Genomic DNA, 23,483 nt, shown 5'->3' with positions numbered 1-23,483 from the left:
TCCCGATGCCGTCTGCACGACGAGGCCGGGGCGGACACGCTTTCCCGTCCCGGGCGAGGAGGAAGAGGGCAGCTTCAGGGACGCGACCGAGCGCGAGCGCCATCTAGGGTAGGTGGGTGCCTGAAGGTCATACGATCCACCGCTTGGCTCGACGACACGCGAAGCTGTTCGGCGGCCAGCCGGTCCGGGTCAGCAGTCCGCAGGGGCGGTTCGCCGCCGGGGCGGCGCTGATCGACGGGCACGTGCTGGAGGCCACCGACGCGTGGGGCAAGCACCTCTTCCACCGCTACGGCTCCGTCAGCGGGGGGGACAACCCCCCCGGGGCCCCCCGAGAAAGCGGCCTCTGGCTGCACGTCCACCTGGGCCTCTACGGCAAGTTCGCGGACGGGTTGCTGCCGGCGCCGGAGCCACGCGGCGCGCTGCGGATGCGGCTGGCGAGCGAGCAGAACTGGCTCGACCTGCGCGGCCCGATCACCTGCGACGTGATCACCCGTGCCGAGAAGGACCTGGTCACCGCCGCTCTGGGGCCGGACCCGCTGCGCCCGAAGGCCGACCCCGGTCTTGCCCTGGCCAAGCTGTCCCGCAGCCGCGTCGCGCTCGGCGCGCTGCTGATGAACCAGACCGTGCTCGCCGGCGTCGGCAACGTCTACCGGGCCGAGATCCTCTTCCGGCACGGCGTCAACCCCTACCTGCCCGGTCGTGACCTCGACCCGGCGGTATGGCTGGACATGTGGGACGACCTCGTCCGGCTGATGCGGGCCGGAGTCCGCGCCGGAAAGATCATCACCACCGACCCCGCCGACCGCGACCGGGTGTCCGGTCCCGCCCGGCGCGTCGACGCGTACTACGTCTACCGGCGGACGGGTGAGCCGTGCCGCCGCTGCGACACCCCCGTCCGGCACGAGGTGCTGGTGGGCCGGAACCTGTTCTGGTGCCCGCGCTGCCAGCCCGCGCCGGCCGGAATGATGATCCCGGGTGAGCTCAGCTGAGGGTCGTGGCCTCGGTCAGCCAGACCGTCGTCTCCCCCGGCAGCTCGTCGGCCAGCGTCGTACCGCTGCTGCTCAGCACGACCTGACCTTCGGGCAACGGGACGGCGGTCTCGCCGAAGTTGGTGACGCAGTGCCAACCGCCGGGACGGACGAAGTGCAGCACGTCAGGGCCGGCGTCGACCCAGTCGAGCTGCTCGGCGCCCTGCAGTCGGCGGCGCAGCTGCAGCGCGCGGCGGTAGAGCTCGAGGGTCGAGTCGGGCTCAGCAGCCTGGACGGCCGCCGACAACGCCGCGAACGTGGCGGGTTGCGGCAGCCACGGACGGCCGGGCCCGAACCCGTACGCCGGCGGGGTGGGCGCCCACGGCAGCGGCACCCGGCAGCCGTCGCGGCCCTTGATCGTGTGCCCGCTGTCGGTCCAGGTCGGGTCCTGCAGAGCGTCGTGCGGCAGGTCGGCGACCTCGGGCAGCCCGAGCTCCTCGCCCTGGTAGAGGTAGGACGAGCCGGGCAAGGCGAGCATCAGGGTCGTGGCCGCGCGAGCCCGGCGCAGGCCGCGCGCCACGTCTGGCTCGGGGTCGGCGCCGTCGCTCATCAGCCAGGCCTCATAGCGAAGGCCGGCCGGGAGCCCGTAGCGGGTGGTGTGCCGGACCTCGTCGTGGTTGGACAGCACCCAGGTCGACGACGAGCCCGTCTTGGCCGCCTCGTGCAGACAGAAGGTGATCACCTCGCCGAACGACTCCTTGCCGAAGGCCGCCTTCATCAGCGAGAAGTTGAACGCCTGGCCAAGCTCGGTCGGCCGCGCGTACAGGGCCCGGCGGGCGGGGTGGGAGACGGCTTCGGCGACGGCGCTGCGCGGCGGGTCGTAGGTGTCGAAGACCTGGCGCCACTCCTCGTAGATCGCGTGCACCTCGTTGCGGTCGTAGAGGGGGTCGGAGCCGTCGAGCGGCAGGTCGTCCTCGAGGTCGGGCTTGCTGCGCAGCGGCTCGGACAGGTCCTTGGCCAGGGCGTGGGCGACGTCGACCCGGTAACCGTCCACGCCGCGGTCGGCCCAGAAACGCAGGGTCTGGATGAAGTCGGCCCGGACCTCGGGGTGCCGCCAGTCCAGGTCGGGCTGCTGTGGGGCGAAGAGGTGGCAGTACCACTGGCCCTCCTGTCCGTCCGGCCCAGGGACCCGCGTCCACGCCGGCCCGCCGAAGTGGGAGATCCAGTCCGACGGGGGCTCGGACCCGTCCTCGCCGCGGCCGTCGCGGAAGATGTAGCGCTCCCGGGCCGGCGAGCCGGGCGGCGCGGCGAGCGCCTCGACGAACCAGGGGTGGACGTCGGAGGTGTGGTTGGGGACGATGTCGACGATCACCCTCATTCCCCGCGCGTGCGCGGCCGCGACCAGGGCGTCGAAGTCGGCGAGCGTCCCCAGCTGGGGATGGACGTCGCGGTAGTCGCTGACGTCGTAGCCGCCGTCGGCCATCGGTGAGGGATAGAAGGGGCTCAGCCACACCGCGTCGACGCCGAGGTCGGCGAGATAGGGGATCTTCGCGACGGCGCCGGGGATGTCGCCCACCCCGTCACCGTCAGTGTCGGCAAAGCTGCGCGGGTAGATCTGGTAGACCACCGCCTGCCGCCACCAGTCGGGATCGGGCTGCTTCGGGGCGTCAGGCACGGCGTCATGCTAGGGCGTCCCTCATTCCTTGCCACTACTCAGGCGACCTCGCTCGCCTGCCCGCCTCGGCAAGCGGACGGTCGCGCCAGGTAGAGGCAAGAAATGAGGGGCCGTCCTCCTACCATGGCCAGATGCCCACCTCAGCCGCGGACGACGAGGCCATCGCCGGCGCGAAGGCGATGCTGCGGCGTGCCGTGCAGCTGCGCCGGGAGAGCCGGAGCCCCGAGCAGCGGGAGGTCGACGACCTCGAGCGGCTCCGGGTCGTGGACGAGTCGCTCGGCGACCAGCTGCCGGGCACCGTCGCCGCCTACCTCTCCGCCGGGGTCGAGCCGGGCACCCTGCCGTTGGTGGGCTGGCTGGCCGCGCACGACGTCCGCGTGCTGCTGCCGGTGCTCAGCCGCGGCACCGCTCCGGCCTGGGCCCCGTACGCCGGTCCGGACGCGCTGCAGCAGGGCCGGCACGGGATCCTCGAGCCGAGCACGGAGCGGCTGCCCGGCGGTGGGCTGGCCGAGGCAGACCTGATCCTCTGCCCCGGGCTCGCGGCCAACCGCGCCGGCGACCGGCTCGGCCGCGGTGGCGGCTGGTACGACCGGGCGCTCGGCCACGCGCGCCGCGGCGCTCCGGTCTGGGTGCTGCTGAACCGCGACGAGGTGCTGGACGCCATCCCGACGCACGCCTGGGACCGCCCCGTCGACGCCGTCCTGACCCCGGCCGCCCTGCTTCCTTGCTTCTCACCGGCCCCGGTTCGCGTGTGATCGACCGGTCCGTTCCGCTTCCAGGGGGCAGGCCAATTCACCGACGGTAGATTTTCGTGCATCATGAGGGGGCACTCGGGAGAAGTTCCGCACCAAGGGCCGACATTGCACACCTCCCGTAGACGGGACCTGATCCGCCGCACCGCCCTGATCGTGAGCTGGTTGGCGCTGATGGTCGGCGCCGCGGCGCTCGTGCACTCGACGGAGGTCGAGCAGCGCACCGCTCTCGACCGACTCTTCAGCGCTCGCGCGGAGACCAGCGCCCAGTTCCTCACCTCCTACGCCGACGACCTCACCAGCCACAACACCGTGCTGGCCGAGGCCGTGCTGCAGGGCCGGATCACCCCGGCGAACTTCTCGCTGCTGATGCGGGCGAACGGGATCCCGACCGCTGCCGTCATCGACTCGTCCGGACGAGTGGTGGCAATCCACCCCTACCGGGCCAACAAGATCGGAGCGGTACTCGCTGACCAGTACCCGCACCTGCGGAGCGCCTTGGCGGGCACGGCGGCGGTGTCCGAGGTCGTCATATCCCCCTCGCTGCACGTGCCGGTCGTGGGCTTCGCTGCGCCGTACAACACCCCTACCGGGCGGCGCGTCTTCAGTCCCGCGTACGAGGTGAGCAAGACCCCCTTGCAGTCCTACCTGCGCAACGAGGGCGAGCAGTCCAGGCCCGAAGCCATCTACCTCATCGACGACGCCGGGGCGATCGTGTCCTCCGGTGGGCGGGCTGCCGTCCCGGCCGACCAGCTCAGCGACATCGACCCGTCGATGGCGCAGGCCATCCTCCACCTGGGTCCCAGCACCGCCACCGTGGCCGGCGACCCGTGGCAGGTCGTCACGACCCCGGTGGCCGACACTCCCTGGAGCATCGTCTTCGCCGTCCCGACCTCGACCCTCTACGCCTCGATCAGCCGTTCCGACGTCTGGGTCCCGCGGATCGGGCTCCTCGCTCTCACTCTGGCGGGGCTGGTCGTCATCGTCCTGCTGGAGCGGGTGAACGCGCAACGGAGCCGGATCCTCGAGCAGCAGCGGGCTGTCGCCCGCGCGGCTGATGCCTCCCGGGACGAGGCCATCGCCGCCAACAAGGCCAAGTCGGCGTTCCTGGCCACCATGAGCCACGAGATCCGGACGCCGATGAACGCCGTGATCGGGATGACCGACCTGTTGCAGGGCACCCAGCTGGACGACCAGCAGCGCGACTTCGTGGAGACGGTGAACAGCAGCGGCCGGACCCTGATGCTGATCATCAACGACGTCCTCGACTTCTCCAAGATCGAGGCTGGCCAGCTGCGGCTGGAACACCGGCCGTTCCCCCTGGACGCCACCGTGGAGGACTGCTTGGACCTCGTCGCCGCGGCCGCCGAGGCGAAGAACCTCGGGTTGTACTGCGAGATCGACCCCGGCTGCCCGACGATGGCCTTGGGCGACCAGACCCGGATCCGTCAGGTGGTGCTCAACCTGCTGGCCAACGCCGTCAAGTTCACCGCCGAGGGCGAGGTGGTCGTCACGGTGTCCGCAGCGCCCACCGGCGAGGGTCGGTACCGCTTCACCGTCAGCGTGAGCGACACCGGTATCGGCATCCCTGTCGAGCGGTTGGACCGGCTCTTCCAGTCCTTCAGCCAGGGCGACGACTCCACTACTCGTGAGTACGGCGGCAGCGGGCTGGGGCTGGCGATCAGCCGCGGCCTCGTCACGGCGATGGGCGGCGAGCTCACCGTGGAGAGCAGGCCCGGCGCCGGATCCACTTTCGTGTTCGCCGTCGACCTGCCCGTCGTGTCGGCCGACCCCGCGTCCTCGTCCCGGCTGGCTCGCTGCCGGGTGCTCGTGGTGGACGCCCACCCGACGAGCCGACGGGTGCTCACCGGCCAGCTGAAGGCGCTGGGAGCCACCAGCACGGCAGTCGCCACGACTGCGGCCGCCCTGTCCCTGGCCGCCCGCGGCGGGCACGTCGACGCCCTCGTGCTGGATCTTGCGGTCGCCGAGTCCAGCGCCACACCCTTTGTGGCCGAGCTGCGGCGGGCCGTTGGCCACCCCGTGCCAGCCGTGCTGATGAGTCCGCTGAGCGGGACGGGGACCTCCGAGCGGCCGCCGGAGAGCGTGACCCTGCCCCGACCGGTCAAGCGGTCGACGCTGGCCGCCGCGCTCTGCTCGGTCCTGGCGGACCCAGAACCTGGTACGGCGCGCGACGCCGCGACCACCACACCGCTCGTCCCGCAGCCGCCCTCGCGACAGCTGCGGGTGCTGCTCGCCGAGGACAACCCCGTCAACCAACGGGTGGCCCAGATCATGCTCGGCCAGCTGGGACACGAGGTGGACACCGTGGCGAACGGTGAGGAGGCGCTCACTGCCGTGGCGTCGACCCGCTACGACCTGGTGCTGATGGACGTGCAGATGCCGACGATGGACGGTCTGGAGGCGACCCGCCGGATCCGGGCCCGGGGCACGGCCGCGCCCCAACCGCCGATCATCGCCATGACGGCCAGCGCCTCGGTGCACGACCAGGAGGTCTGCCAGGAGGCCGGGATGGACGGGCACCTCCCCAAGCCCGTCCGCCAGGCCGACCTGCGGCAGTGCGTCGAGAGCATCAGCGCCCGCCAGCCCGAACCGTCCAGCCTGACGCTGACCCGTTGAACCGGTCGGGGCGACGTTCAGGTCACGCCCGGGCGAGCGCCACCTCCACCCGCTGACGATCCCCGATCTCGACGGCCTCCGGCCCGAGCCGCTGCTCCGACACGTCGAGTGACGCCGCCAGAGTCTCGGTGCAGATCAGCTCGGCGTGCGCCTGCACCGCCGCGACGAGCTCCGCTCCGCCACCCAGAGTCAGCCGGATCCGGTCGCTGACCTCCAGCCCGGCGGACCGCCGAGCCTGCTGGACGGCCCGGACGACGTCACGGGCCAGCCCCTCGGCTGCCAGCTCGGGGGTGACCGCGGTGTCGAGGATGACGAACCCGCCGCCGGGCAGCATGGCCACGGCGCGCGCGTCGGCCGGGTCGGCCTCGGCCACCACGGTGGTCAGGGTGTACTCCCCCTCGACCAGCGCGATGCCGCCGGCGGTCAGCGTGCCGTCCTCAGCGACCGACCAGTCGCCGCTCTTGCTGCCCTTGATCGCGGTCTGGACTGCCTTGCCCAGCCGCGGCCCAGCCGCCCGGGCCTGAACGGTCAGCGTCTGGCGGACGCCGAAGGCCGCGGAGCCGCTGGCCACGTCGGTCAGCTCGACCGTCCGGACGTTCAGCTCGTCGGCGACCAGGGCGCGGAACGGCTCCAGCGTCGCCGCGTCGTCGGCAACGACCGTGAGCGAGGCCAGCGGCAGCCGGACCCGCAGCCCCTCGGCCTTGCGCAGCCCGGACGCGCTCGAGCAGACCTCGCGGACCCGGTCCATCGCCGCGACCAGCGCGTCGTCGGCCGGCAGCAGCTCGGCGTCCGGCCAGTCGGTCAGGTGTACCGACCGACCACCGGTCAGTCCGCGCCAGATCTCCTCGGTGGTCAGCGGCAGCAGCGGCGCGATCGCCCGCGACAGCACCTCCAAGACCGTGCCCAGGGTGTCGAACGCCGCGTGCGACTCGGCCGACTCCCCGTCCCAGAACCGCTCCCGGGAGCGCCGGATGTACCAGTTCGACAGCACCTCGAGGAAGCCGCGGGTCGCGTCGCAGGCGGCCGCCACGTCGAGGGCATCGAGCTCGGCGGTCAACCTCTCCACCAGCTGGCGCAGCTTGGCCAGCACGTAGCGGTCGAGCACGTCGGGCGAGTCGTAGCGGGTCTGAGCCTCGTAACCGGCGCCTTCGGCCGCCACGTTGGCGTAGAGGGAGAAGAAGTACCAGGCGTTCCACAGCGGGATCAGCACCTGCCGGACGCCCTCGCGGATGCCCTGCTCGGTGACGACCAGGTTGCCGCCGCGCAGGATGGGGCTGGACATCAAGAACCAGCGCATCGCGTCGGCCCCGTCGCGGTCGAAGACCTCGCGGACGTCGGGATAGTTGCGCAGCGACTTGCTCATCTTGCGTCCGTCGCTGCCCAGCACGATCCCGTGGCTGATGGCGCTGGAGAAGGCCGGTCGGTCGAACAGCGCGGTGGCCAGCACGTGCATCAGGTAGAACCAGCCGCGGGTCTGCCCGATGTACTCCACGATGAAGTCGCCCGGGAAGTGGTGCTCGAACCAGTCGGTGTTCTCGAACGGGTAGTGCACCTGCGCGTACGGCATCGACCCCGAGTCGAACCAGACGTCGAGCACGTCCTCGATCCGCCGCATCGTCGACGCACCCGTCGGGTCGTCCGGGTTGGGCCGGGTCAGCTCGTCCACGTACGGGCGGTGCAGGTCTGTGACGGACACCCCGAAGTCGGTTTCCAGCTCGGCCAGCGAGCCGTAGACGTCGACGCGCGGGTAGCGAGGGTCGTCGGACTTCCAGACCGGGATCGGGCTGCCCCAGAAGCGGTTGCGGCTGATCGACCAGTCGCGGGCGCCGGCCAGCCAGTGGCCGAACTGGCCGTCCTTCACGTGCTCGGGCACCCAGGTGATGTCCCGGTTGAGCTCCGCCATCCGGTCCTTGATCGCGGTCACGGCGACGAACCAGCTGGACACCGCCTTGTAGATCAGCGGGTTCTTGCAGCGCCAGCAGTGCGGGTACGGGTGGTCGTAGGTCTCGCGGCGCAGCAGCACGGTGCCCGGTGTGACCGCCCCGGCGCTGCCGCCGCCCGTGACCGTCCGCAGGTCGTCGATGATGTGCGGGTTGGCGTCGAAGACCTGCATCCCGGCGTAGTCGGGCACCTCGGTGGTGAACTTGCCCGCGGCGTCGACCGGCACGACCGGGACGATCCCGGCGGCGTCACAGGCGATCTTGTCCTCTTCACCGAAGGCCGGCGCCATGTGCACGATCCCGGTGCCGTCCTCGGTGGTCACGTACTCAGCGGCCAGGACCTGGTGCGCGTGCTCGCGGCCGGCGAAGTAGGAGAACGGCGGGGTGTAGGGACGCCCGACCAGGTCCGCGCCGGTCAGCCGCTCGACGACGTGATCGGCGGCATCCTCGCCGAGCTCACGCGCGTACGACGCCAGCCGCGCCTCAGCCAAGATGTATCGCTCCCCCCCATGCTCGACCACCACGTAGTCGACACCAGGGTTGACGGCGACGGCGAGGTTGCTCGGCAGCGTCCAGGGCGTGGTGGTCCAGATCAGGGCGAGCTCACCGGTCGCGAGCCGGAAGCCGACGGTGACGGCCGGGTCCTGCCGGGTCTGGTAGACCTCGTCGTCCATCCGCAGCTCGTGGGTGGACAGCGGTGTCTCGTCGTTCCAGCAGTACGGCAGGACGCGCAGCCCCTCGTAGACCAGACCCTGGTCGTGCAGCCGCTTGAACGCCCAGAGCACGCTCTCCATGTAGGAGAGGTCGAGGGTCTTGTAGTCGTGGTCGAAGTCCACCCAGCGCGCCTGCCGGGTGACGTAGGCCTGCCACTCGTCGGTGTAGCGCAGCACCGAGGCCCGACAGGCCTCGTTGAACGTGTCGATCCCCAGCTCGAGGATCTCGTCCTTGGTCTTCAGCCCCAGCTGACGCATCGCCTCCAGCTCGGCAGGCAGGCCGTGGCAGTCCCAACCGAAGCGGCGCTCGACGTGCCGGCCGCGCATCGTCTGGTAGCGCGGCACGATGTCCTTGACGTAGCCGGTCAGCAGGTGCCCGTAGTGCGGCAGGCCGTTCGCGAACGGCGGACCGTCGTAGAAGACGAACTCGTTGCTGCCCTGGTCGCCGGCCGGGTTGCGCGCCACGGACGCGGCGAAGGTGTCGTCCCGCTGCCAGAAGGCGAGCACCCGCTCCTCGAGCTCGGGAAAGCTCGGGCTCGCCGGCACGCCCTTTGACAGGCTCAGGGAGCGGTCCTCGGGGCCGGTGGATTGTTTCGGGTAGCTCATCGCGCGCGTTCCTCGTGTCTCGTCCGACACGAGGACGACCACACCCCTGAATCAGGCTGCGCCGCGGTACCACCTCGCTTGCCCCGTCCGGAGCCGCAGGGGCACCGAGCGGGACCGCTCGTTCACAGGCGCTGACGGGCCCACCCGTCCGGTTCTACTAGGGCCCCAGCCAAGACAGAACTGGGCACCCGTTCTTCCGAAGACTCCCCGGTGATGGCCGGATCGATGTCGTTGAGGCGATGTTACCGCCGTGGCGGGCACCCTCCTAGCCGGTTATCCGCCCGGCACCAGCTCGAGCCGGTCGGTGGTGGCCGCCTCGACCGCCGACCGGGATGACACGAACGCCCAGGTCCGGTTGGTGGCCCAGAGCTCGGTCTGGTCGTCGTAGGTCGGGCTGTAAGCGTGCCCGGACACCCCGGACTGGTTGACCCAGCGCGAACCGTCGAGGTTGCCCAGGTCGACCAGCATCCGCATCGTCGGCGCTGTGGTCACCGCATAGCCGTCGCGGTCGTCGTACCCCATCGCGTCCACCACCCCCGGCCCGCCGCCGACCGGGTAGTGCCCCCGGTTGAACATTGACTCGACCGGACCGATACCGCTGGCCCCGAGCGTCAGGCTCTCCAGCCGCACCTCGTGCAGCCGGCCCCACTGCCAACCGTTGGTGTCCCGGCTCATCAGCGAGGTGATCTCCTTGCGCGCGCCGGTCATCGCCGCCAGCAGGATGTCGTCGCGCCGTTCGACCTTGTCGGGAGTGCTGTCGTCGTCCCACCAGGCGTTCTCGGGCTGTCTCATCAGCCGCTCGACGACGGCGTACCAACGGTCCCCGCCGGTGGGCCAGAGGTCAGCCGGCAGCTCGTCGCGGAAGGCGAGCTTGAGGATGTTGTGGAAGACCACGTTGAAGTAGGCGGCCGCCGCCGAGTCGGCCGAGGCGGAGTAGTCCCAGCCGACCAGGGTCCGCTGACCCTCAGCCACCCACGGGTCGTCCACCTTGATCTTCAGCAGCGCCGGCACCAGGTCAGCGGCCACCCGGACGTCGGTGTCGTAGAAGATCTGCTCCGCCGCGTCCATGGTCAGCGGCCCTGCCTCGTCGAGCCGGTCGCGGATCTGTTGGCTGCGCCAGCCGTAGGAGTACTCCGAACCGAGCAGGTACGGGTACTGCCGCCCGATCACCGGCTGGTTGGCCGCGACAAGGTAGCCGTTCGGCGGGTTGTAGGCGTAGGGGAGCTGGGCGAAGGGGATCGTGCCGCGCCAGTCGTAGCGCTTGTCCCAGCCCGGTGCCGGCAGCCGGCCGTCGCCGCGGCCGCGGACCGGGATGGCGCCCGGCAGCTGATAGCCGATGTTGCCGGCGGTGTCGGCGTAGAGCAGGTTCTGCGACGGTGACGCGAGCAGCTGGGCGGCCGCCCGGAACTGGGTGAACGACTGCGCGGCGTCCATGTCCAGGACGGCGTCCATGCTGCGACCCGGCGTCGAGCCGGACCACTGCAGCGCGACCGCGTACGGGTCCCCGCCGGGCACGTCCGGGGTGCCGACCCGCTGCACCTGCTCGTCGACGTCGGAGAGCAGCGGGCCGTGCCGTGAGGAGCGGATCCGCAGAGTGCGCGGCTGGTCCTCGCCGCGGACCCGGATCTGCTCGGTGCGCGAGGTCAACGGCTGGTACGTCGTGCCCGCAGCAGTGTCCACGCGGACGGTGTCGCCCCGGACCTGCTCCAGGAACAGGTCCTGCACGTCGGCGTAGCTGGTGGTCATCCCCCAGCTCATCGCGGCGTTGTGGCCGATCACCACCCCGGGCATGGCGGCCAGGCTGAAGCCGGACACGTCGAACGGGCAGCCGGCGGCGACGGTCCGGCAGTGCAGCCCGACCTGGGCGAAGGTCGACGGGATCGAGGTGGCCAGGTGCGGGTCGTTGGCCAGGATCGCGTGCCCGCTGGCGGTCCGCGAGCCGGCCACCACGAACGAGTTGGAGCCGGTCTCACCGCTGGCCGCGTCGGTGCCGAGGACGTCGGGGATGGCCTGGTTGAGCTGGGCGGCTCGGCCCAGGACCTTGTCGGCGGCGCGCAGCTGGCTGCGGCTCAGACCAGCAACGGCCGGCCGCCGCGACGCCGCTGCCGCGTCCGGGGAGAACGCCTTGCCCACGACGGTGCCGCGGCCGACGATCGGGTCGTAGTCCTCGAGCGGGTAGTCGGGAAAGAGCGCGGTGGCGCGAGCCGTGCCCACCTTGGCGGTGATCAGGGCCCGCGAGGTCTCCAGGTTGATGTTCGACCCGAGCTGCCAGCCCATCACCTTCAGCCACGAGACCGAGTCCGCGGCTGTCCACGGCTCCGGGGTGTAGCGCAGGCCCTGGGCGCCCAGCAGGGCGTACTCCAGGGACAGGTCTCCGGGCGAGCGGCCGCGGAGATAGCCGTTGACGCCGGCGGCGTACGCATCGAGGTAGCGGCGGGTCGAAGGCGAGAGCAGGTCGAGCTCGGCCTCGGCGACGCGCCGCCAGCCGAGGGTGCGGACGTAGGCGTCGGTCTTGACCTGGGACTCCCCGTACAGCTCAGCCAGCCGGCCGGCGGCGAGGTGTCGGCGGAAGTCCATCTCGTAGAAGCGGTCCTGCGCCGCCACGTAGCCCTGGGCCTCGAACAGGTCCTCCGCGTCGTCGGCGTAGATCTGCGGCACGCCATGACTGTCCCGCAGCACGTCGACCGGCGCCTTGAGGCCGGGCAGGCTCAGCCGCCCCGACAGCTCGGGGAAGGACTGCCGGACGCTGCCCACCACGACGACCGGCAGCGCCACCAACGCCAGGACGAGGGCGATGGCGGGGAACAGCAGCCAGCGGGGGAGGCGACGCACCCGCTCAGCGTAGTGACCGCGGACGCCGGTGCTCGTCCCTCGGGGCGCGGCAAGGGCCCGGGAGCGTACTGGCAGTCGTTATGCTGGAGTGCTAAGTGCGGCAGCCCCGGAGGGCGCCGGTACGGACCTGGACGAGAAGAGCGCGCGCATGCCGACCTATCAGTACCGCTGCACCGAGTGCGGACACGACCTGGAGGTGGTGCAGAAGTTCACCGACACTGCCCTCACCGAGTGCCCCAGCTGCGGCGGCCCGCTGCGCAAGGTCTTCAACGCGGTCGGCGTGGTCTTCAAGGGCTCGGGTTTCTACCGCACCGACAGCCGCAAGGCGAACGGCTCCGGGGACGGCGGCTCGGGCGACGGCGGCTCCGGCGACGGCGGCTCGGGCACCAAGAGCGACTCCGACTCCGGTTCGGGCAGCACGACCGAGAAGTCGACGCCCAAGACCGACGCCAGCCCGCCCAAGGAGTCCTCGACGCCGAAGCCGGCCGCGGCGTCGAGCGCCTCCCCGACCAAGGGCTCGTCGTCCACAAGGGCGAACGGCTCCTCCTAGCCTGTGGATGGCGCGCACGCGGAGGCGCGACGTCCTTAACGTCTGAGGTGTGAGTCGACCTCCTACCATCCGCCCCGCTGGTCGCGCCCGGCCGTGGCTCAGCTTTGTCCGCGCCGTGTCCTGGCACCGGCGGCCGTTGGCGGCGATCGCGGCTGCGCTGGCCGTGCTGACGGGTGTCTCCGCCGCCCTGCCCGAGGGGCCGAGCACGGTCGCGGTCGTGGTGGCCGCCGACCAGCTGCGCGCGGGGACCGTGCTCGGAGCTGCGGACGTCTCGGTCCGCCAGGTGGTCGCCGACGACGCCCCGGCCGGGGCGGTGGCCGATCCCGGTGAGCTCCTTGGCCGTACGCTCGCCGGGCCGGTGGCCGAGGGCCAGATGCTCACCGCGCTCGCGCTGGTCACCGCCCGGACGACGACGACCGCCGGTCAGGTGGTCGCGCCCGTCCGGCTGGCCGACTCGGGGCTTGGTGCCCTGCTGCACCCGGGGGACCTCGTCGACGTGATCGCCGCCGACAGCCAGGGCGGCGAGGCACGAGTGGTCGCCCGGGCGGTCCGGGTGGTGACCGTCCCCGTGGTGGACGAGACCAGCTCGGCCGAGGCCTCCGGTGCGCTCGTCCTGGTGCAAGTCGCCGCCGGGGTGGCCCCCGAGCTCGCCCAGGCGGCCGCCTCCGGCACCCTCACCGTCAGCTGGCGGTGACCACCACGTGTCAGACGCTCACGGTGCTCCAGCACCGTGACGTTCTGACAACCCGGCGCCCGGGTGGCTGCTTGCGTCGACCGGGCCGACCTGGTCTGCTGAGCGCTCGAGGCGTCGAGACCCGGTGTCCGCAACCGAGGGGACGACATGCAGGGGTTCAAGGACTTCTTGATGCGGGGCAACCTGATCGAGCTCGGCGTCGCCTTCATCATGGGCACGGTCTTCGCCACGGTGGTCACGGCGTTCACCGGGATCCTGCTCGACGTCCTCGGACTGATCGTGAAGGTCAAGGGCCTCAGCGGCCTCACCGTGAGCGGGGTCAACATCGGTAACTTCCTGACCGCGCTGATCACGTTCGCCTTCACCGCGGCCGTCCTCTACTTCGCCGTCGTCGTCCCGTACAACCGGCTTAGCGCGATCCGCAAGACCGAGGAGCCGGAGAAGGCGGCGTCGAGCGAGGACTTGCTGGCCGAGATCCGCGACCTGCTGCGGGAGCAGAGCCCGCGGACGTAGCGGACGTCACTGACCCAGCCATTGGAGCGCACCCGAGACGTCCGGCGGGGTCGCTCCCCGAACGTGAAAGTACCTACGATCCGTGGTGCGGCGGTACGTCGCGCAGCAGTCGCTGCTCGTCGGCCGACAGCGGGCGGTCGGCGGTGACCGGAACTTCCGCCCGACGATCAAGGTCGAGGAGGGTCCGCAGCCGGGCCACCGCCGCCCCCAGCTGCGCAGCCCCGAGGCCGGCGGACAAGTCCGACGGCACAGGGTACGGGCGCTGCCGCTCGGCTGGGTCCGCCGGCAGCCGACCCTGCAAGAAGTCAGCCAGCGCGCTGAGGTCGGGCTGGGCCTGTCGGCCCAGCTCGGGATGACGCTGACCGGTCACCGCGTACGCCAGCGCCTGGTGCCAGGTGGGGGGTTCCGCCGACGTGCTCACGCCCCCAGGGTGCCGTACGTCCTGTGCAAGGCGTCACAGTGCGGCTCGGAATAGCCCTCCGACGGTTGACGCTTGAACGATCGTGACCGACACCGACCTGACCACTGCCGACCTCGCCGCCTACGAGAAGGAGTTCGCCCCCTCCCTCGTCGTGCCGAACGAGACCGCAGACCTCCTTTTCCGCTCGGCCCAGACCGGCTACGCCTTCTCTGACGAGCCTGTCACCGACGAGCAGATGCGCGCCGTGCACGACCTCATCAAGTGGGGCCCGACCGCGATGAACAGCCAGCCGCTGCGGATCGTCCTGGTCCGTACGCCAGGAGCGCGCGAGCGCCTGGTCGAGCACATGTCCGGCAACAACAAGGCCCGGACCGCCTCAGCGCCGTTGGTGGCGGTGCTCGCCGCCGACGTGGACTTCCACGAGGAGCTGAGCCGGGTCTTCCCCGCCCTGCCCAACGCGCGTGACAAGTTTCCGGACGAGTCGGCGCGGGCGGCCATGGCCCACACGAGCGCCGTGCTGCAGGCGGGCTACTTCATCGTCGGCGTCCGCGCCGCGGGCCTGGTCGCGGGTCCGATGGCCGGGTTCGACGTCGACGCGGTCAGCCAGGAGTTCTTCTCCGACGGCCGGCACCGCGCCTTCCTGGTGGTCAACCTGGGCCACGCCACGGCCGAGTCCTACCGCCCGCGCCTGCCCCGACTCGACTTCGACGAGGTCGTCACCACGGCCTGAGCCACAGCCCATGCCTCGGTACGCGGTTGAGGCCGCCGCGCCCTGAGCTTGGTCGTTGGCCTCGAAGAGGTTGCGCCTCCTCGTACGGCCGGTCGAGCCGAAGACAGATCATCGAGTAGACCTGAGCCGCGACTATGCGGCTCAAGTCTTCTCAATCTTTCCGCCAACGGCCTCGGCGGACCTTCAAGCAGCTCGGGAGGCGTAGCCGGGGCTCACCCGTTCGGTCGGTGACCTGAGCGTCAGCCGCCCAGCACCGTCCCCGACGGGACGGTGCGGGGCTCCCCCTCGTCCTCCAGCTGGCCGGCGCCGACGACGGACACGTCGGCCTCGAAGGTCCAGTCGCCAGCCACCGTCAGAACGCTGGCCTGCCGGAGCGACGGCGCACCCGCGGGGAACCGCTGTTCAAAGGCGCTGATCGTCTTGTAGTGCGCGGTGTCGAGGTCGACCAGCGGAGCCGGGTCGGTGACCTTGACCAGCCGGCCGTCGCCGTCCACGTCGTAGACGTCGGACCGCAGCAACAGCAGGTCGTTGGTGGTCTTGACCGGCAGGAAGCGTTCCCGGCCGACACCGATCGCGGTGGCTCCCTCGAACACCTCGACCGCCGCCCCCATGGCGCACTCGATCTGCACGACCGCGGGTGAAGACGAGTCGGCGGGATCGACGGTCTTCTCGTTCCGGATCAGCGGCAGCCCCAGCACGGAGTTCCGCTCGGTGAGGGTCTGCGACAGCCGTTCGAGGTCGAACCACAGGTTGTTGGTGTGGAAGTACGGGTGGCGGTGCTCGTCGGTGAAGAAGGGCATCTCGTCCTTGGACGTCTGCGCGGTGTCGCGCAGGATCAGCCGGCCGTCGGACTTGCGGATGGCCAGGTGGCCGCCCTTGCGGTCGGCGGAGGTACGGCGACAGACCTCCGCCGCGTACGGGGCGCCGCTGGCCGCGAACCAGCCCGCGATCGTCGCGTCCGGTGCGGCCCCCAGGTTGTCGGAGTTCGACACCGACGCGTACCGGTAGCCGAGCTCCAGCAGCCGGTCGAGGATGCCGGACGCCCGTAACGCGGTGTAGAGGTCGCCGTGTCCCGGCGGGCACCACTCCAGCGACGGGTCGGCCGGCCACTCGACCGGCGTCAGGTCGTCGGCGCGCAGCTTGGGCTCCTGGCTCTGCATGAAGTCCAGGTCCAGCCCGTCGACGGCAAGGTCGCCGTGACTGGCGAGCGCGGCCAGCGTGTCGTCGTGGGTGCGGAAGCTGTTCATGAACACCAGCGGCAGGGTCACCCCGTACGCGGACCGGGCCGCCCGCACCTGTCCCACGATCAGGTCGAGAAAGCTGAGGCCGTCCCGCACCGGCAGCAGCGATTTCGCCCGGTCCATGCCCATCGAGGTGCCGAGGCCGCCGTTCAGCTTGATCATCACGGTCGCGCCGAGCGCCGTACGCGCCTCGTCCTCGTCGACGGTGACGTCGGCCAACAGGTCCGGGTGCTCGAGCGGGGTGATGCTGTCCTCGGCGATGAAGCCGGTCACGCCCTGCTGGAGCTGCGCGTAGTAGTGGCTGAACACTTCGATGGCTTGGGCGTTCACGCCCGCGGCCGTCATCTTGTCCCTGGCCAGCTGCAGTCCTTCGCTCATGCCCCGATCCTAGGGATCAGCCGGGCCGGGCCCCACCGCCGCCCGCTCGCGGCCCTACTTCTTCTTCGGCTTCGGCTTGGGCGTCACCGAGGCGAGCAGGTCCGCCGTCGCCTTCGTGACCTGGGCCTGCGCGGCCACCCGGTCCGCGGTCGGGACGCCGTCGCCAGGCTGGGGTCCGTAGTCGCCGAAGAAGCTGTGCACGGCCCCCGGCACGACGACGAACCTGCTGTTCGCGGGCAGGTCGGCCCTGGAGTCCGCCACCTTGGTCGGGGTGCTCAGCCCGTCGAGATCACCGGAGATCGAGGTGACCTTGAGGTCGCTGCGGCTCAGCTTGGCAGCCGGGTACGAGGCGTAGAGGGCCAGCCCGGCCACTTTCGCCGTCCCCACCGCGGCGTGGTCGTCGGCGTACGTGGCGGCGACCACCCCGCCGAGCGAGTGGCCCGCGACCACCCAGGTGGTGATCTCGGGGTGCAGCTTGATCACGGTCCCGGCGTGGTTCTGCTGCAGGAAGGCGATCCCGAACGGCTCCTTGAGGACGGTGACGAGGTAGCCGGCCTGCGCCAGCGGCCGCAGCACCCGGGCGTACGCTCGAGGGTCGACCCGCGCCCCCGGAATGAAGACGATCCCGACCGTCGGCTTCACGACCTGCTCGTCGGCGTTCTTGGCCACCGAGGTCATCTCGTACCAGGTGATCCGGTCCGAGACGCGGATGTCGTCAGCGGAGCGCATCGCCGTGAGCGCGGTCTGGGTGGCGGCGAAGGGTCGCGCCCACGCCAGCAGCCCCACGGTCAGCACGCACAGGAACAGGGCGGGCACGGCGAGCACCACACGTCGGTTGGCCCGCCGGATCCGCTGCCGCTCGGTCCGCGTCTGCGCGGCCTCACCCTGCTCGACCCGGTCGCCGATCACCAACGTGGCGACCGCCCAGGCCAGAGCCACGAACCCCAGGAGGCCGCAGGCGATGGACAGCACCATCATCGCGGGGTTGCCGGTGAGGATCGGCTGCCAGCGCGTCCAGCCCAGCCAGACCGGGACGGCAACCATGGCGGCCCCGACCAGCAGCCAGACGAGTGCGAGCACGATCCGGCTGTGTGCCCCCGTTTTCGCCATGCCGCGAAGTGTAGGGGCCGGGGGTGACGGTTCCGCGGACCTGCCAAGATCGCCGGATGGGTGCTGTCAGGGGCGGACGCGGGTGGCCGCACGAGCGGCGACCCGTCCGCTGGATCGGCCCGTCCACGAGTGCTCCGACCGGCCGATCCTCTTGGCCGGCGAGCGTTCCCGCCGTCGGACAGCTGCTCGAGGACGGCCTCGAGCTGCCCGCGGGAGTCACCTTCCTGGTCGGGGAGAACGGGTCAGGCAAGTCGACGCTGGTCGAGGGCGTGGCCGGCGCGTTCGGGCTCGACGTGGAGGGCGGCACCCCCAACAGCCGACACGTGACGCGCCCGTCGGAGTCGGAGCTCGCGTCCTGGCTGCAGCTCACCCGCGGTCCGGGCGCGTCCCGATGGGGCTTCTTCCTCCGGGCGGAGAGCATGCACGGCTACTACACCTACCTCGAGGGCGTGGCGAACCCTCGAGGCACGCCGCGCTACCACGAGATGAGCCACGGCGAGTCGTTCCTGGCGGTGATCGAGCGAAACGTCGGCTCCCCCGGGCTCTACTGTCTGGACGAGCCCGAGGCGGCACTGTCCTTCACCTCCACCTTGGCGCTGATCGGGCTGCTCGCCGAGCTGGCCCGCGGTGACGCGCAGGTGCTCTGCGCCACCCACTCGCCCGTGCTGTGTTCGCTGCCCGGCGCGCGGATCCTCGAGGTCGGCGAGTGGGGGCTGCGCGAGACCGGCTGGGACGACCTGCTGTTGGTCGAGCACTGGCGCAGCTTTCTCCACGCTCCGCAGCGTTACCTGCGGCACGTCGTCGACGACTGACCGAACGATCGACCACTCAGCCGGTGAGGTCGGCGACGGTTCCGTCGCAGGCGCGGACCAGTGCGTCGACGTCGACGAAGGCGCTGTGCCCGTGGTCGCCGGCCCCCGTCGCCGCGCCGGCCGGCCAGGGTCGTGCGGTGCGGTTACCGCCCCGGTGTCTGTCCGCCCCGCTGCCGGGCGCTAGCGTGACCGGCTTGGCTCTGGCCCCCCGCCTTGCTACTGTCGGCCCCGCCTCGCCCGGGGGGCTGGCGCCGTCGCTTGCTGCGGCTGGAGCCTCGCCGTACGCCTCCACGTGGGGAGCTCGAGCGGCTGTCCGCCCGCGTCAGCCGCAGGACTAGTCCAGGAGGACGACGCAGATGACCCGGTCCTACCGTCGCGCAGCAGTCGCGACCTTGACCTTCGTGGGGCTGGCGGCTGCCGCCACCGGCGCCACCGTAGCCAGCACCGCTCAGGCCGCCCCGGCACCGGTGACGGCCGCCCGTACGGTGAAAGCTGACTTCAACCGTGACGGCTACGCCGACTTCGCCGTCGGCGTACCGGGGGAGGACATCGGCTCCGCGACTGACGCCGGCTCCGTGCAGGTCTTCTACGGCGCGGCGGAGGGTATCAACCCGGCGGCGAGCAAAGTCTTCTCCCAGAGCGGCGCTGTCGTGGACGACCCGGAGACCGGTGACCGCTTCGGCGCCGCCGTCGCCATCGGCGACTTCAACGGCGACTCCTACGCCGACCTTGCCGTCGGCGTACCCGGTGAGGACGTCGGCACCATCAAGGACGCGGGCGCCGTGCAGGTCCTCTACGGCTCCGCGGGCGGCATCGGTGTCACCGGCAACCAGTTCCTCAGCCAGGCCACGTCCGGATCGGTCAACGCTGCCGAGACCGGCGACCGCTTCGGCAGCTCACTCGCCGCCGGCGACATCGCCGGCAGCAGCCAGGCCGACCTGGCCGTCGGCGTGCCGTACGAGGACGTGAGCAGCGCCAAGGACGCCGGAGCCGTGCACATCCTGCGCGGGTCCTCGAGCGGGCTGACCACCGCCGGTAACCAGCTGCTCTCCCAGAACAGCACCGGCGCCGGGGACAAGTCCGAGAAGGGCGACCACTTCGGTACGGCCCTGGCGATCGGCAACGTGGGCGCCGGCAGCAAGCGTGACCTCGTGGTCGGGATCCCGCTCGAGAACGTAGGCAAGGTCGCCGACGCCGGCGCCGTCCAGTTCTTCCCGGGCACGTCCGGCGCCGTCAGCACGGGAGCCGACAAGGTCATCACCCAGAACAGCAAGGGCATCGCCGACAAGGCGGAGAAGGGTGACCACTTCGGTGCCGCCCTGGCCGCTGCGAACATCGCCGGCACCAGCTACGCCGACGTGGCCGTGGGCATTCCCTACGAGAACGTCGGCAAGGTCGCCGACGCCGGCGCCATCGCCCTGCTCCGCGGGGCGAAGGCTGGCCTCAGCACCGGTAGCGACCAGTTCATCACCCAGAACAGCAAGGGTGCCGTCGACAAGTCCGAAAAGGCCGACCACTTCGGAGCCGCACTCGCCGCGGCCAACCTGTCCGGGACGAGCAAGGCCGAGCTGGCCGTCGGGGTGCCGCTGGAGAACTTCAACGGCAAGTCCAACGCCGGTGCGGTGCAGGTGTTCCCGGGGGGGACCAAGGGCCTCAGCCTGGGCAGCGACCAGCTGCTGCAGCAGGACCGACCCGGCTCCGAGGCGGCCGTGGAGACCAACGACCACTTCGGGGGATCCCTCGCCGGCGCGAACGTCGTCGGCTCCAGCCTGGCTGACCTCGTGGTGGGTGTGCCTTATGAGAAGGTCGGGCCCGCCACAGCCGGTGGGTCGGTCCAGATCTTCCGGGGCGCCACGGCCGGCGTGACGGTCAGCAAGGACCAGGTCATCACCCAGAGCACCGAGGGCGCCCCCAGCTTCTCCGAAGCGGGGGACCACTTCGGCAGCTCGGTCGCAGCCGGCTAGGTCTGAACGCTGCAGGAGGTACCACCCAGCAGGCCCGCACCGTGTCGGTGCGGGCCTGCTGCTTGGTCAGAGGCGGTCCGCCCGGGTGAAGATGATCAACGTTGGCGTCGTCGGTTCACCAGGTGGCGCCTGGACTTGACGACATCGTGGTGCCACGTCATCGCACGAGGCCCGGGTTGCGGTGGTCGCAGGTCCGCCGAGGACCTCCAGAGCCCAGGTCCGCCGGAGCGGAGCGACGGCCAGGCCGCTCAGCTGGCGCGGCTGAGGCGCTGCTTGAAGCCCAGCAGCAGCCGCTGGCAGGCGGTGGGGTCGGCGCCGAACTCCGCCTTGGTGAAGGGGGTGGTCAAGAAGTCGTCGAACCCCTCCCCGTCCGCGGAACCGCTCATGTCGGGGTCCTGGCAGGCCATGGCCCAGTCGGCGAACTGGCGCGTCTCCTGGTGGCCTCCGATCAGGGTGATCAGGCCGGTGTGCCGACGGTCGCGGCTGATCTTGGCGTACAGCCGACGCACCGCCGGCTCGTCGCCCTCGAGCACCTGCATCAGGTTGCCGTTGGAGTAGAGCAGTGCTCCGGTGATCCCGGCCGCGGCGTTCCGTTCACGGCTGGTCCGCAGGATGTCGACGAGCTCGTCCTCGGTGAACGTGGCACTCGCCGAGCTGACGTAGACGAGGGAGAACACCACCGGCCGAACCTAACATCGACGCTCCGGTTCAGGAACCGGTGAGGACGACGAGCTGCTGCGTCGCGCGGGTCATCGCGACGTAGCGGTCGACGGTTCCGGCGAGGCTCTGGCCGTGGGGACCAGCCCCGAACCCTGCTGATCCGAACCGGTCCGGGTCGAGGAGCACGACGAGGTCGAACTCGAGCCCCTTGGCGGACTCCGGGGTCAGGCTGCGGACGCGGGACGAGGTGGGGACGGCCGGGTGCTCACTGCCGTCCGCGCTGATGACGCAGGCGATGCCGTCGTCGTGAGCGGCGAGCCAGGTCTGCAGGGTCGCGCCGAGGTCAGCGGTCGAGCCGTGGCCGACCGGCACCCCCGTACGGCGGACCGAGGTCGGCACGCTGGCGTCGGGAAGCACCGCCCGGATGACCGGTTCCGCCTCGGCCATCACCTCCTCCGGGGTCCGGTAGTTGATCGTCAACGTGGCCACGTCGATCGCGTGCAGGCCGACCCGCTGCAGCCGCTCCCGCCACGACTCCGCGAAGCCGCTCCGGGCCTGGGCGCGGTCGCCGACGATCGTGAAGCTCCCGGACGGGCAGCGTCGCAGCAGCATCTGCCACTCCGCGTCGGTGAGCTCTTGCGCCTCGTCCACCACGACATGGGCGAATGGACCCGCCAGCCGGTCCGTGCCGGCGCTCGGCGAGGCACCCTCATCGACCAGGGAGTCCCGGATGCTGGCGCGGCGCAGCAGCTGCATCGACCCTTCCGGGTCGTCGTCGGCCGCGAGCAGGTCGTCGACCACCTGGTCCATGGCGGCGCGCTCGGCGGCGAGGGCCGCTTCCTGCTGCCGCCGACGGCGGGACGTCTCCGGGTCGCCGAGCCGCTGCCGGGCCGCGTCCAGCAGCGGCAGGTCCGACGTCGTCCAGGCCTGGGCGTCCGCGCGTTGCAGTCGCTGGACCTCCTCGGGGCTGAGCCACGGTGCGCAGCGGCGCAGGTAGGCGGGTACCGTCCACAGGTCGCCGACCAGGTCGGTGGCCTCGATCACCGTCCACGCCCGGCGGAGTGCGCGGTTCAGCTCGGGGCTGCGCCGCAGCGACCGGCGGAGCAGGTCCGGCGACACGTCGTCGTCCTCGAGCTTGTCGACCAGGATGCTCAGCAGCTCGTCGCGGACCTGGTCGATGGCCTCGTTGTGCGGCGTGCCGGGGTCCGGCGCGTCGAACGCCTCGACCCAGTCGGCGGCGCTGATCCAGAGGTCGGCCCAGTCGGTCTCGACGAGCACCCCCTGGCCGGGCGGCTCCTCGTACAGGCCGACGGCGGGCTCGACCGCCGACACCAGGGCCGCGGAAGACTTCAGCCGCGCCACCTCCGGATCTGACTCGACCGCCGCCGACCAACCCTCGGGCACCAGGTCACGCAGGGTGCAGGTCTGCACCCCTTCCTCGCCGAGACTCGGTAGCACGTCGGCGATGTAGGCCAGGTACGGCCGGTGCGGTCCGACGAACAACACCCCTCCGCGGCCGTCAGCGAGCCGCGGGTCGGAGTAGAGAAGGTAGGCGGCGCGGTGCAGCGCGACCACCGTCTTGCCCGTCCCGGGGCCACCGTCGACGACCAGGGCGCCGCGGGAGGAGGCCCGGATGATGCCGTCCTGGTCGGCGGCGATGGTGCTGAGCACGTCCCGCATCTGCGCTGAGCGGCTGCTCCCGAGGCTCGCGACGAAGGCCGACTGGTCGTCGAGCGCCACGTGCCCCTCCAGCCCGTCGGGGCTGAACACCTCGTCCCAGTAGTCGCTGATCCGGCCGCGCGTCCACCGGTAGCGGCGGCGGCTGGTCAGGCCCATCGGGTGGGCGTGGGTCGCGGCAAAGAACGGCTCTGCGGCCCGCGCCCGCCAGTCGATCAGCAACCGGCGCCCCGCCGGGTCCGCCAGTCCCACCCGCCCGACGTACGTCGCCTCACCGTCGGCGCTGACCATCCGGCCGAGGTTCAGGTCGAGCCCGAAGCGGCGCAGCAGTCGCAGCCGCGCGGTCAACCGGTGAATCTCCAGATCGCGGTCCATGGCCGCGCGGCCCTTCCCGCCAGGAGCCGTACGCAGCCCCTCCAGCTGCTCGGACAGGTCGCTGAGCTGCTGCGCCAAGGTCTCGGCGACGACGGTCAGATGCTGCTCGTCAGCCCCGATCATCGCCGGCTCCGCCTTCGCGGCCAGCCGCGCGGGCAGGTCGAACACGCTGGTGGTCACGGGCATCTCCTGGGGGTCGAGGTCCGATCTTGCTCCCTGCCCTGGGTCTTGCGGC

The 23,483-nt window shown here is 71.3% G+C and carries 17 protein-coding genes; 9 read left to right on the top strand and 8 right to left on the bottom strand.

Features of this window, described 5'->3' with window-relative positions; translation table 11 throughout:
• The first annotated feature begins 116 nt into the window (after window positions 1–116).
• The gene (locus ACFE76_RS09075; protein ID WP_375431424.1) at window positions 117–989 is read left to right on the top strand and encodes an Fpg/Nei family DNA glycosylase; all 873 of its coding nucleotides are present in this window, start codon (window positions 117–119) and stop codon (window positions 987–989) included.
• Here ACFE76_RS09075 and ACFE76_RS09070 read toward each other — a convergent pair.
• The gene (locus ACFE76_RS09070; protein WP_375431423.1) at window positions 982–2,643 is read right to left on the bottom strand and encodes a glycoside hydrolase family 13 protein; all 1,662 of its coding nucleotides are present in this window, start codon (window positions 2,641–2,643) and stop codon (window positions 982–984) included. The genes ACFE76_RS09075 and ACFE76_RS09070 overlap by 8 nt on opposite strands.
• 131 nt (window positions 2,644–2,774) lie before the next feature.
• On the opposite strand from ACFE76_RS09070, the gene ACFE76_RS09065 reads away from it, so the two are divergent.
• Both ACFE76_RS09065 and ACFE76_RS09060 read left to right on the top strand, forming a co-directional pair.
• On the top strand, window positions 2,775–3,398 hold the full coding sequence (locus ACFE76_RS09065) for a 5-formyltetrahydrofolate cyclo-ligase (protein ID WP_375431422.1): 624 nt from the start codon (window positions 2,775–2,777) through the stop codon (window positions 3,396–3,398).
• Window positions 3,399–3,551: 153 nt separating this feature from the next.
• Entirely contained in the window at window positions 3,552–6,032 is a 2,481-nt protein-coding gene (locus ACFE76_RS09060) for a response regulator (protein ID WP_375431421.1), read from the top strand.
• A gap of 22 nt (window positions 6,033–6,054) precedes the next feature.
• Here the strand turns inward: ACFE76_RS09060 and ileS are convergent, their stop codons facing one another.
• Complete coding sequence (gene ileS, locus ACFE76_RS09055) at window positions 6,055–9,291, bottom strand: isoleucine--tRNA ligase (protein WP_375431420.1); 3,237 nt, start codon at window positions 9,289–9,291, stop codon at window positions 6,055–6,057.
• A gap of 273 nt (window positions 9,292–9,564) precedes the next feature.
• Window positions 9,565–12,123, bottom strand: a complete 2,559-nt coding sequence (locus tag ACFE76_RS09050; protein ID WP_375431419.1) for a penicillin acylase family protein — start codon at window positions 12,121–12,123, stop codon at window positions 9,565–9,567.
• Window positions 12,124–12,271: 148 nt separating this feature from the next.
• Here ACFE76_RS09050 and ACFE76_RS09045 point away from each other — a divergent pair, with 148 nt between their 5' ends.
• The 3 genes from ACFE76_RS09045 (at window position 12,272) to ACFE76_RS09035 (ending at window position 13,880) form a co-directional block, all read left to right on the top strand.
• The gene (locus ACFE76_RS09045) at window positions 12,272–12,673 is read left to right on the top strand and encodes an FmdB family zinc ribbon protein (RefSeq protein ID WP_375431418.1); all 402 of its coding nucleotides are present in this window, start codon (window positions 12,272–12,274) and stop codon (window positions 12,671–12,673) included.
• Between the two features lie 49 nt (window positions 12,674–12,722).
• Window positions 12,723–13,367 (top strand): SAF domain-containing protein, encoded by a 645-nt coding sequence (locus ACFE76_RS09040; protein WP_375431417.1) that lies wholly within the window; start codon window positions 12,723–12,725, stop codon window positions 13,365–13,367.
• Window positions 13,368–13,514: 147 nt separating this feature from the next.
• On the top strand, window positions 13,515–13,880 hold the full coding sequence (locus ACFE76_RS09035; protein ID WP_375431416.1) for an MscL family protein: 366 nt from the start codon (window positions 13,515–13,517) through the stop codon (window positions 13,878–13,880).
• A gap of 73 nt (window positions 13,881–13,953) precedes the next feature.
• On the opposite strand, the gene ACFE76_RS09030 is transcribed toward ACFE76_RS09035, so the two are convergent.
• Window positions 13,954–14,301 carry a hypothetical protein gene (locus ACFE76_RS09030; protein WP_375431415.1) on the bottom strand — a complete coding sequence of 116 codons (348 nt, stop codon included), beginning with the start codon at window positions 14,299–14,301 and terminating at the stop codon, window positions 13,954–13,956.
• Between the two features lie 82 nt (window positions 14,302–14,383).
• Between ACFE76_RS09030 and ACFE76_RS09025 the strand changes: the two genes are divergently transcribed.
• Window positions 14,384–15,031 (top strand): malonic semialdehyde reductase, encoded by a 648-nt coding sequence (locus ACFE76_RS09025; RefSeq protein WP_375431414.1) that lies wholly within the window; start codon window positions 14,384–14,386, stop codon window positions 15,029–15,031.
• A gap of 239 nt (window positions 15,032–15,270) precedes the next feature.
• Here the strand turns inward: ACFE76_RS09025 and ACFE76_RS09020 are convergent, their stop codons facing one another.
• Window positions 15,271–16,650 (bottom strand): UTP--glucose-1-phosphate uridylyltransferase, encoded by a 1,380-nt coding sequence (locus ACFE76_RS09020; protein WP_375431413.1) that lies wholly within the window; start codon window positions 16,648–16,650, stop codon window positions 15,271–15,273.
• A 54-nt stretch (window positions 16,651–16,704) separates the two neighbouring features.
• Window positions 16,705–17,760 (bottom strand): alpha/beta hydrolase, encoded by a 1,056-nt coding sequence (locus ACFE76_RS09015; protein WP_375431412.1) that lies wholly within the window; start codon window positions 17,758–17,760, stop codon window positions 16,705–16,707.
• Window positions 17,761–17,816: 56 nt separating this feature from the next.
• Here ACFE76_RS09015 and ACFE76_RS09010 point away from each other — a divergent pair, with 56 nt between their 5' ends.
• Together ACFE76_RS09010 and ACFE76_RS09005 are read left to right on the top strand one after the other, a co-directional pair.
• On the top strand, window positions 17,817–18,572 hold the full coding sequence (locus ACFE76_RS09010; RefSeq protein WP_375431411.1) for an AAA family ATPase: 756 nt from the start codon (window positions 17,817–17,819) through the stop codon (window positions 18,570–18,572).
• A gap of 356 nt (window positions 18,573–18,928) precedes the next feature.
• Entirely contained in the window at window positions 18,929–20,536 is a 1,608-nt protein-coding gene (locus tag ACFE76_RS09005; RefSeq protein ID WP_375431410.1) for a hypothetical protein, read from the top strand.
• Between the two features lie 248 nt (window positions 20,537–20,784).
• Here ACFE76_RS09005 and ACFE76_RS09000 read toward each other — a convergent pair whose 3' ends face one another.
• Window positions 20,785–21,216, bottom strand: coding sequence for a BLUF domain-containing protein (locus ACFE76_RS09000; RefSeq protein WP_375431409.1), 432 nt, complete (start codon window positions 21,214–21,216; stop codon window positions 20,785–20,787).
• A gap of 28 nt (window positions 21,217–21,244) precedes the next feature.
• Window positions 21,245–23,434, bottom strand: a complete 2,190-nt coding sequence (gene helR, locus ACFE76_RS08995) for an RNA polymerase recycling motor ATPase HelR (protein WP_375431408.1) — start codon at window positions 23,432–23,434, stop codon at window positions 21,245–21,247.
• Window positions 23,435–23,483: the final 49 nt, after the last annotated feature.

Origin of the sequence: uncultured Friedmanniella sp. (assembly GCF_964244005.1) — a bacterium.
Lineage (GTDB): Bacteria > Actinomycetota > Actinomycetes > Propionibacteriales > Propionibacteriaceae > Microlunatus.
The sequence above is the reverse complement of the archived record's forward strand: the minus strand, read 5'-3'. Positions and strand labels throughout refer to the sequence as shown.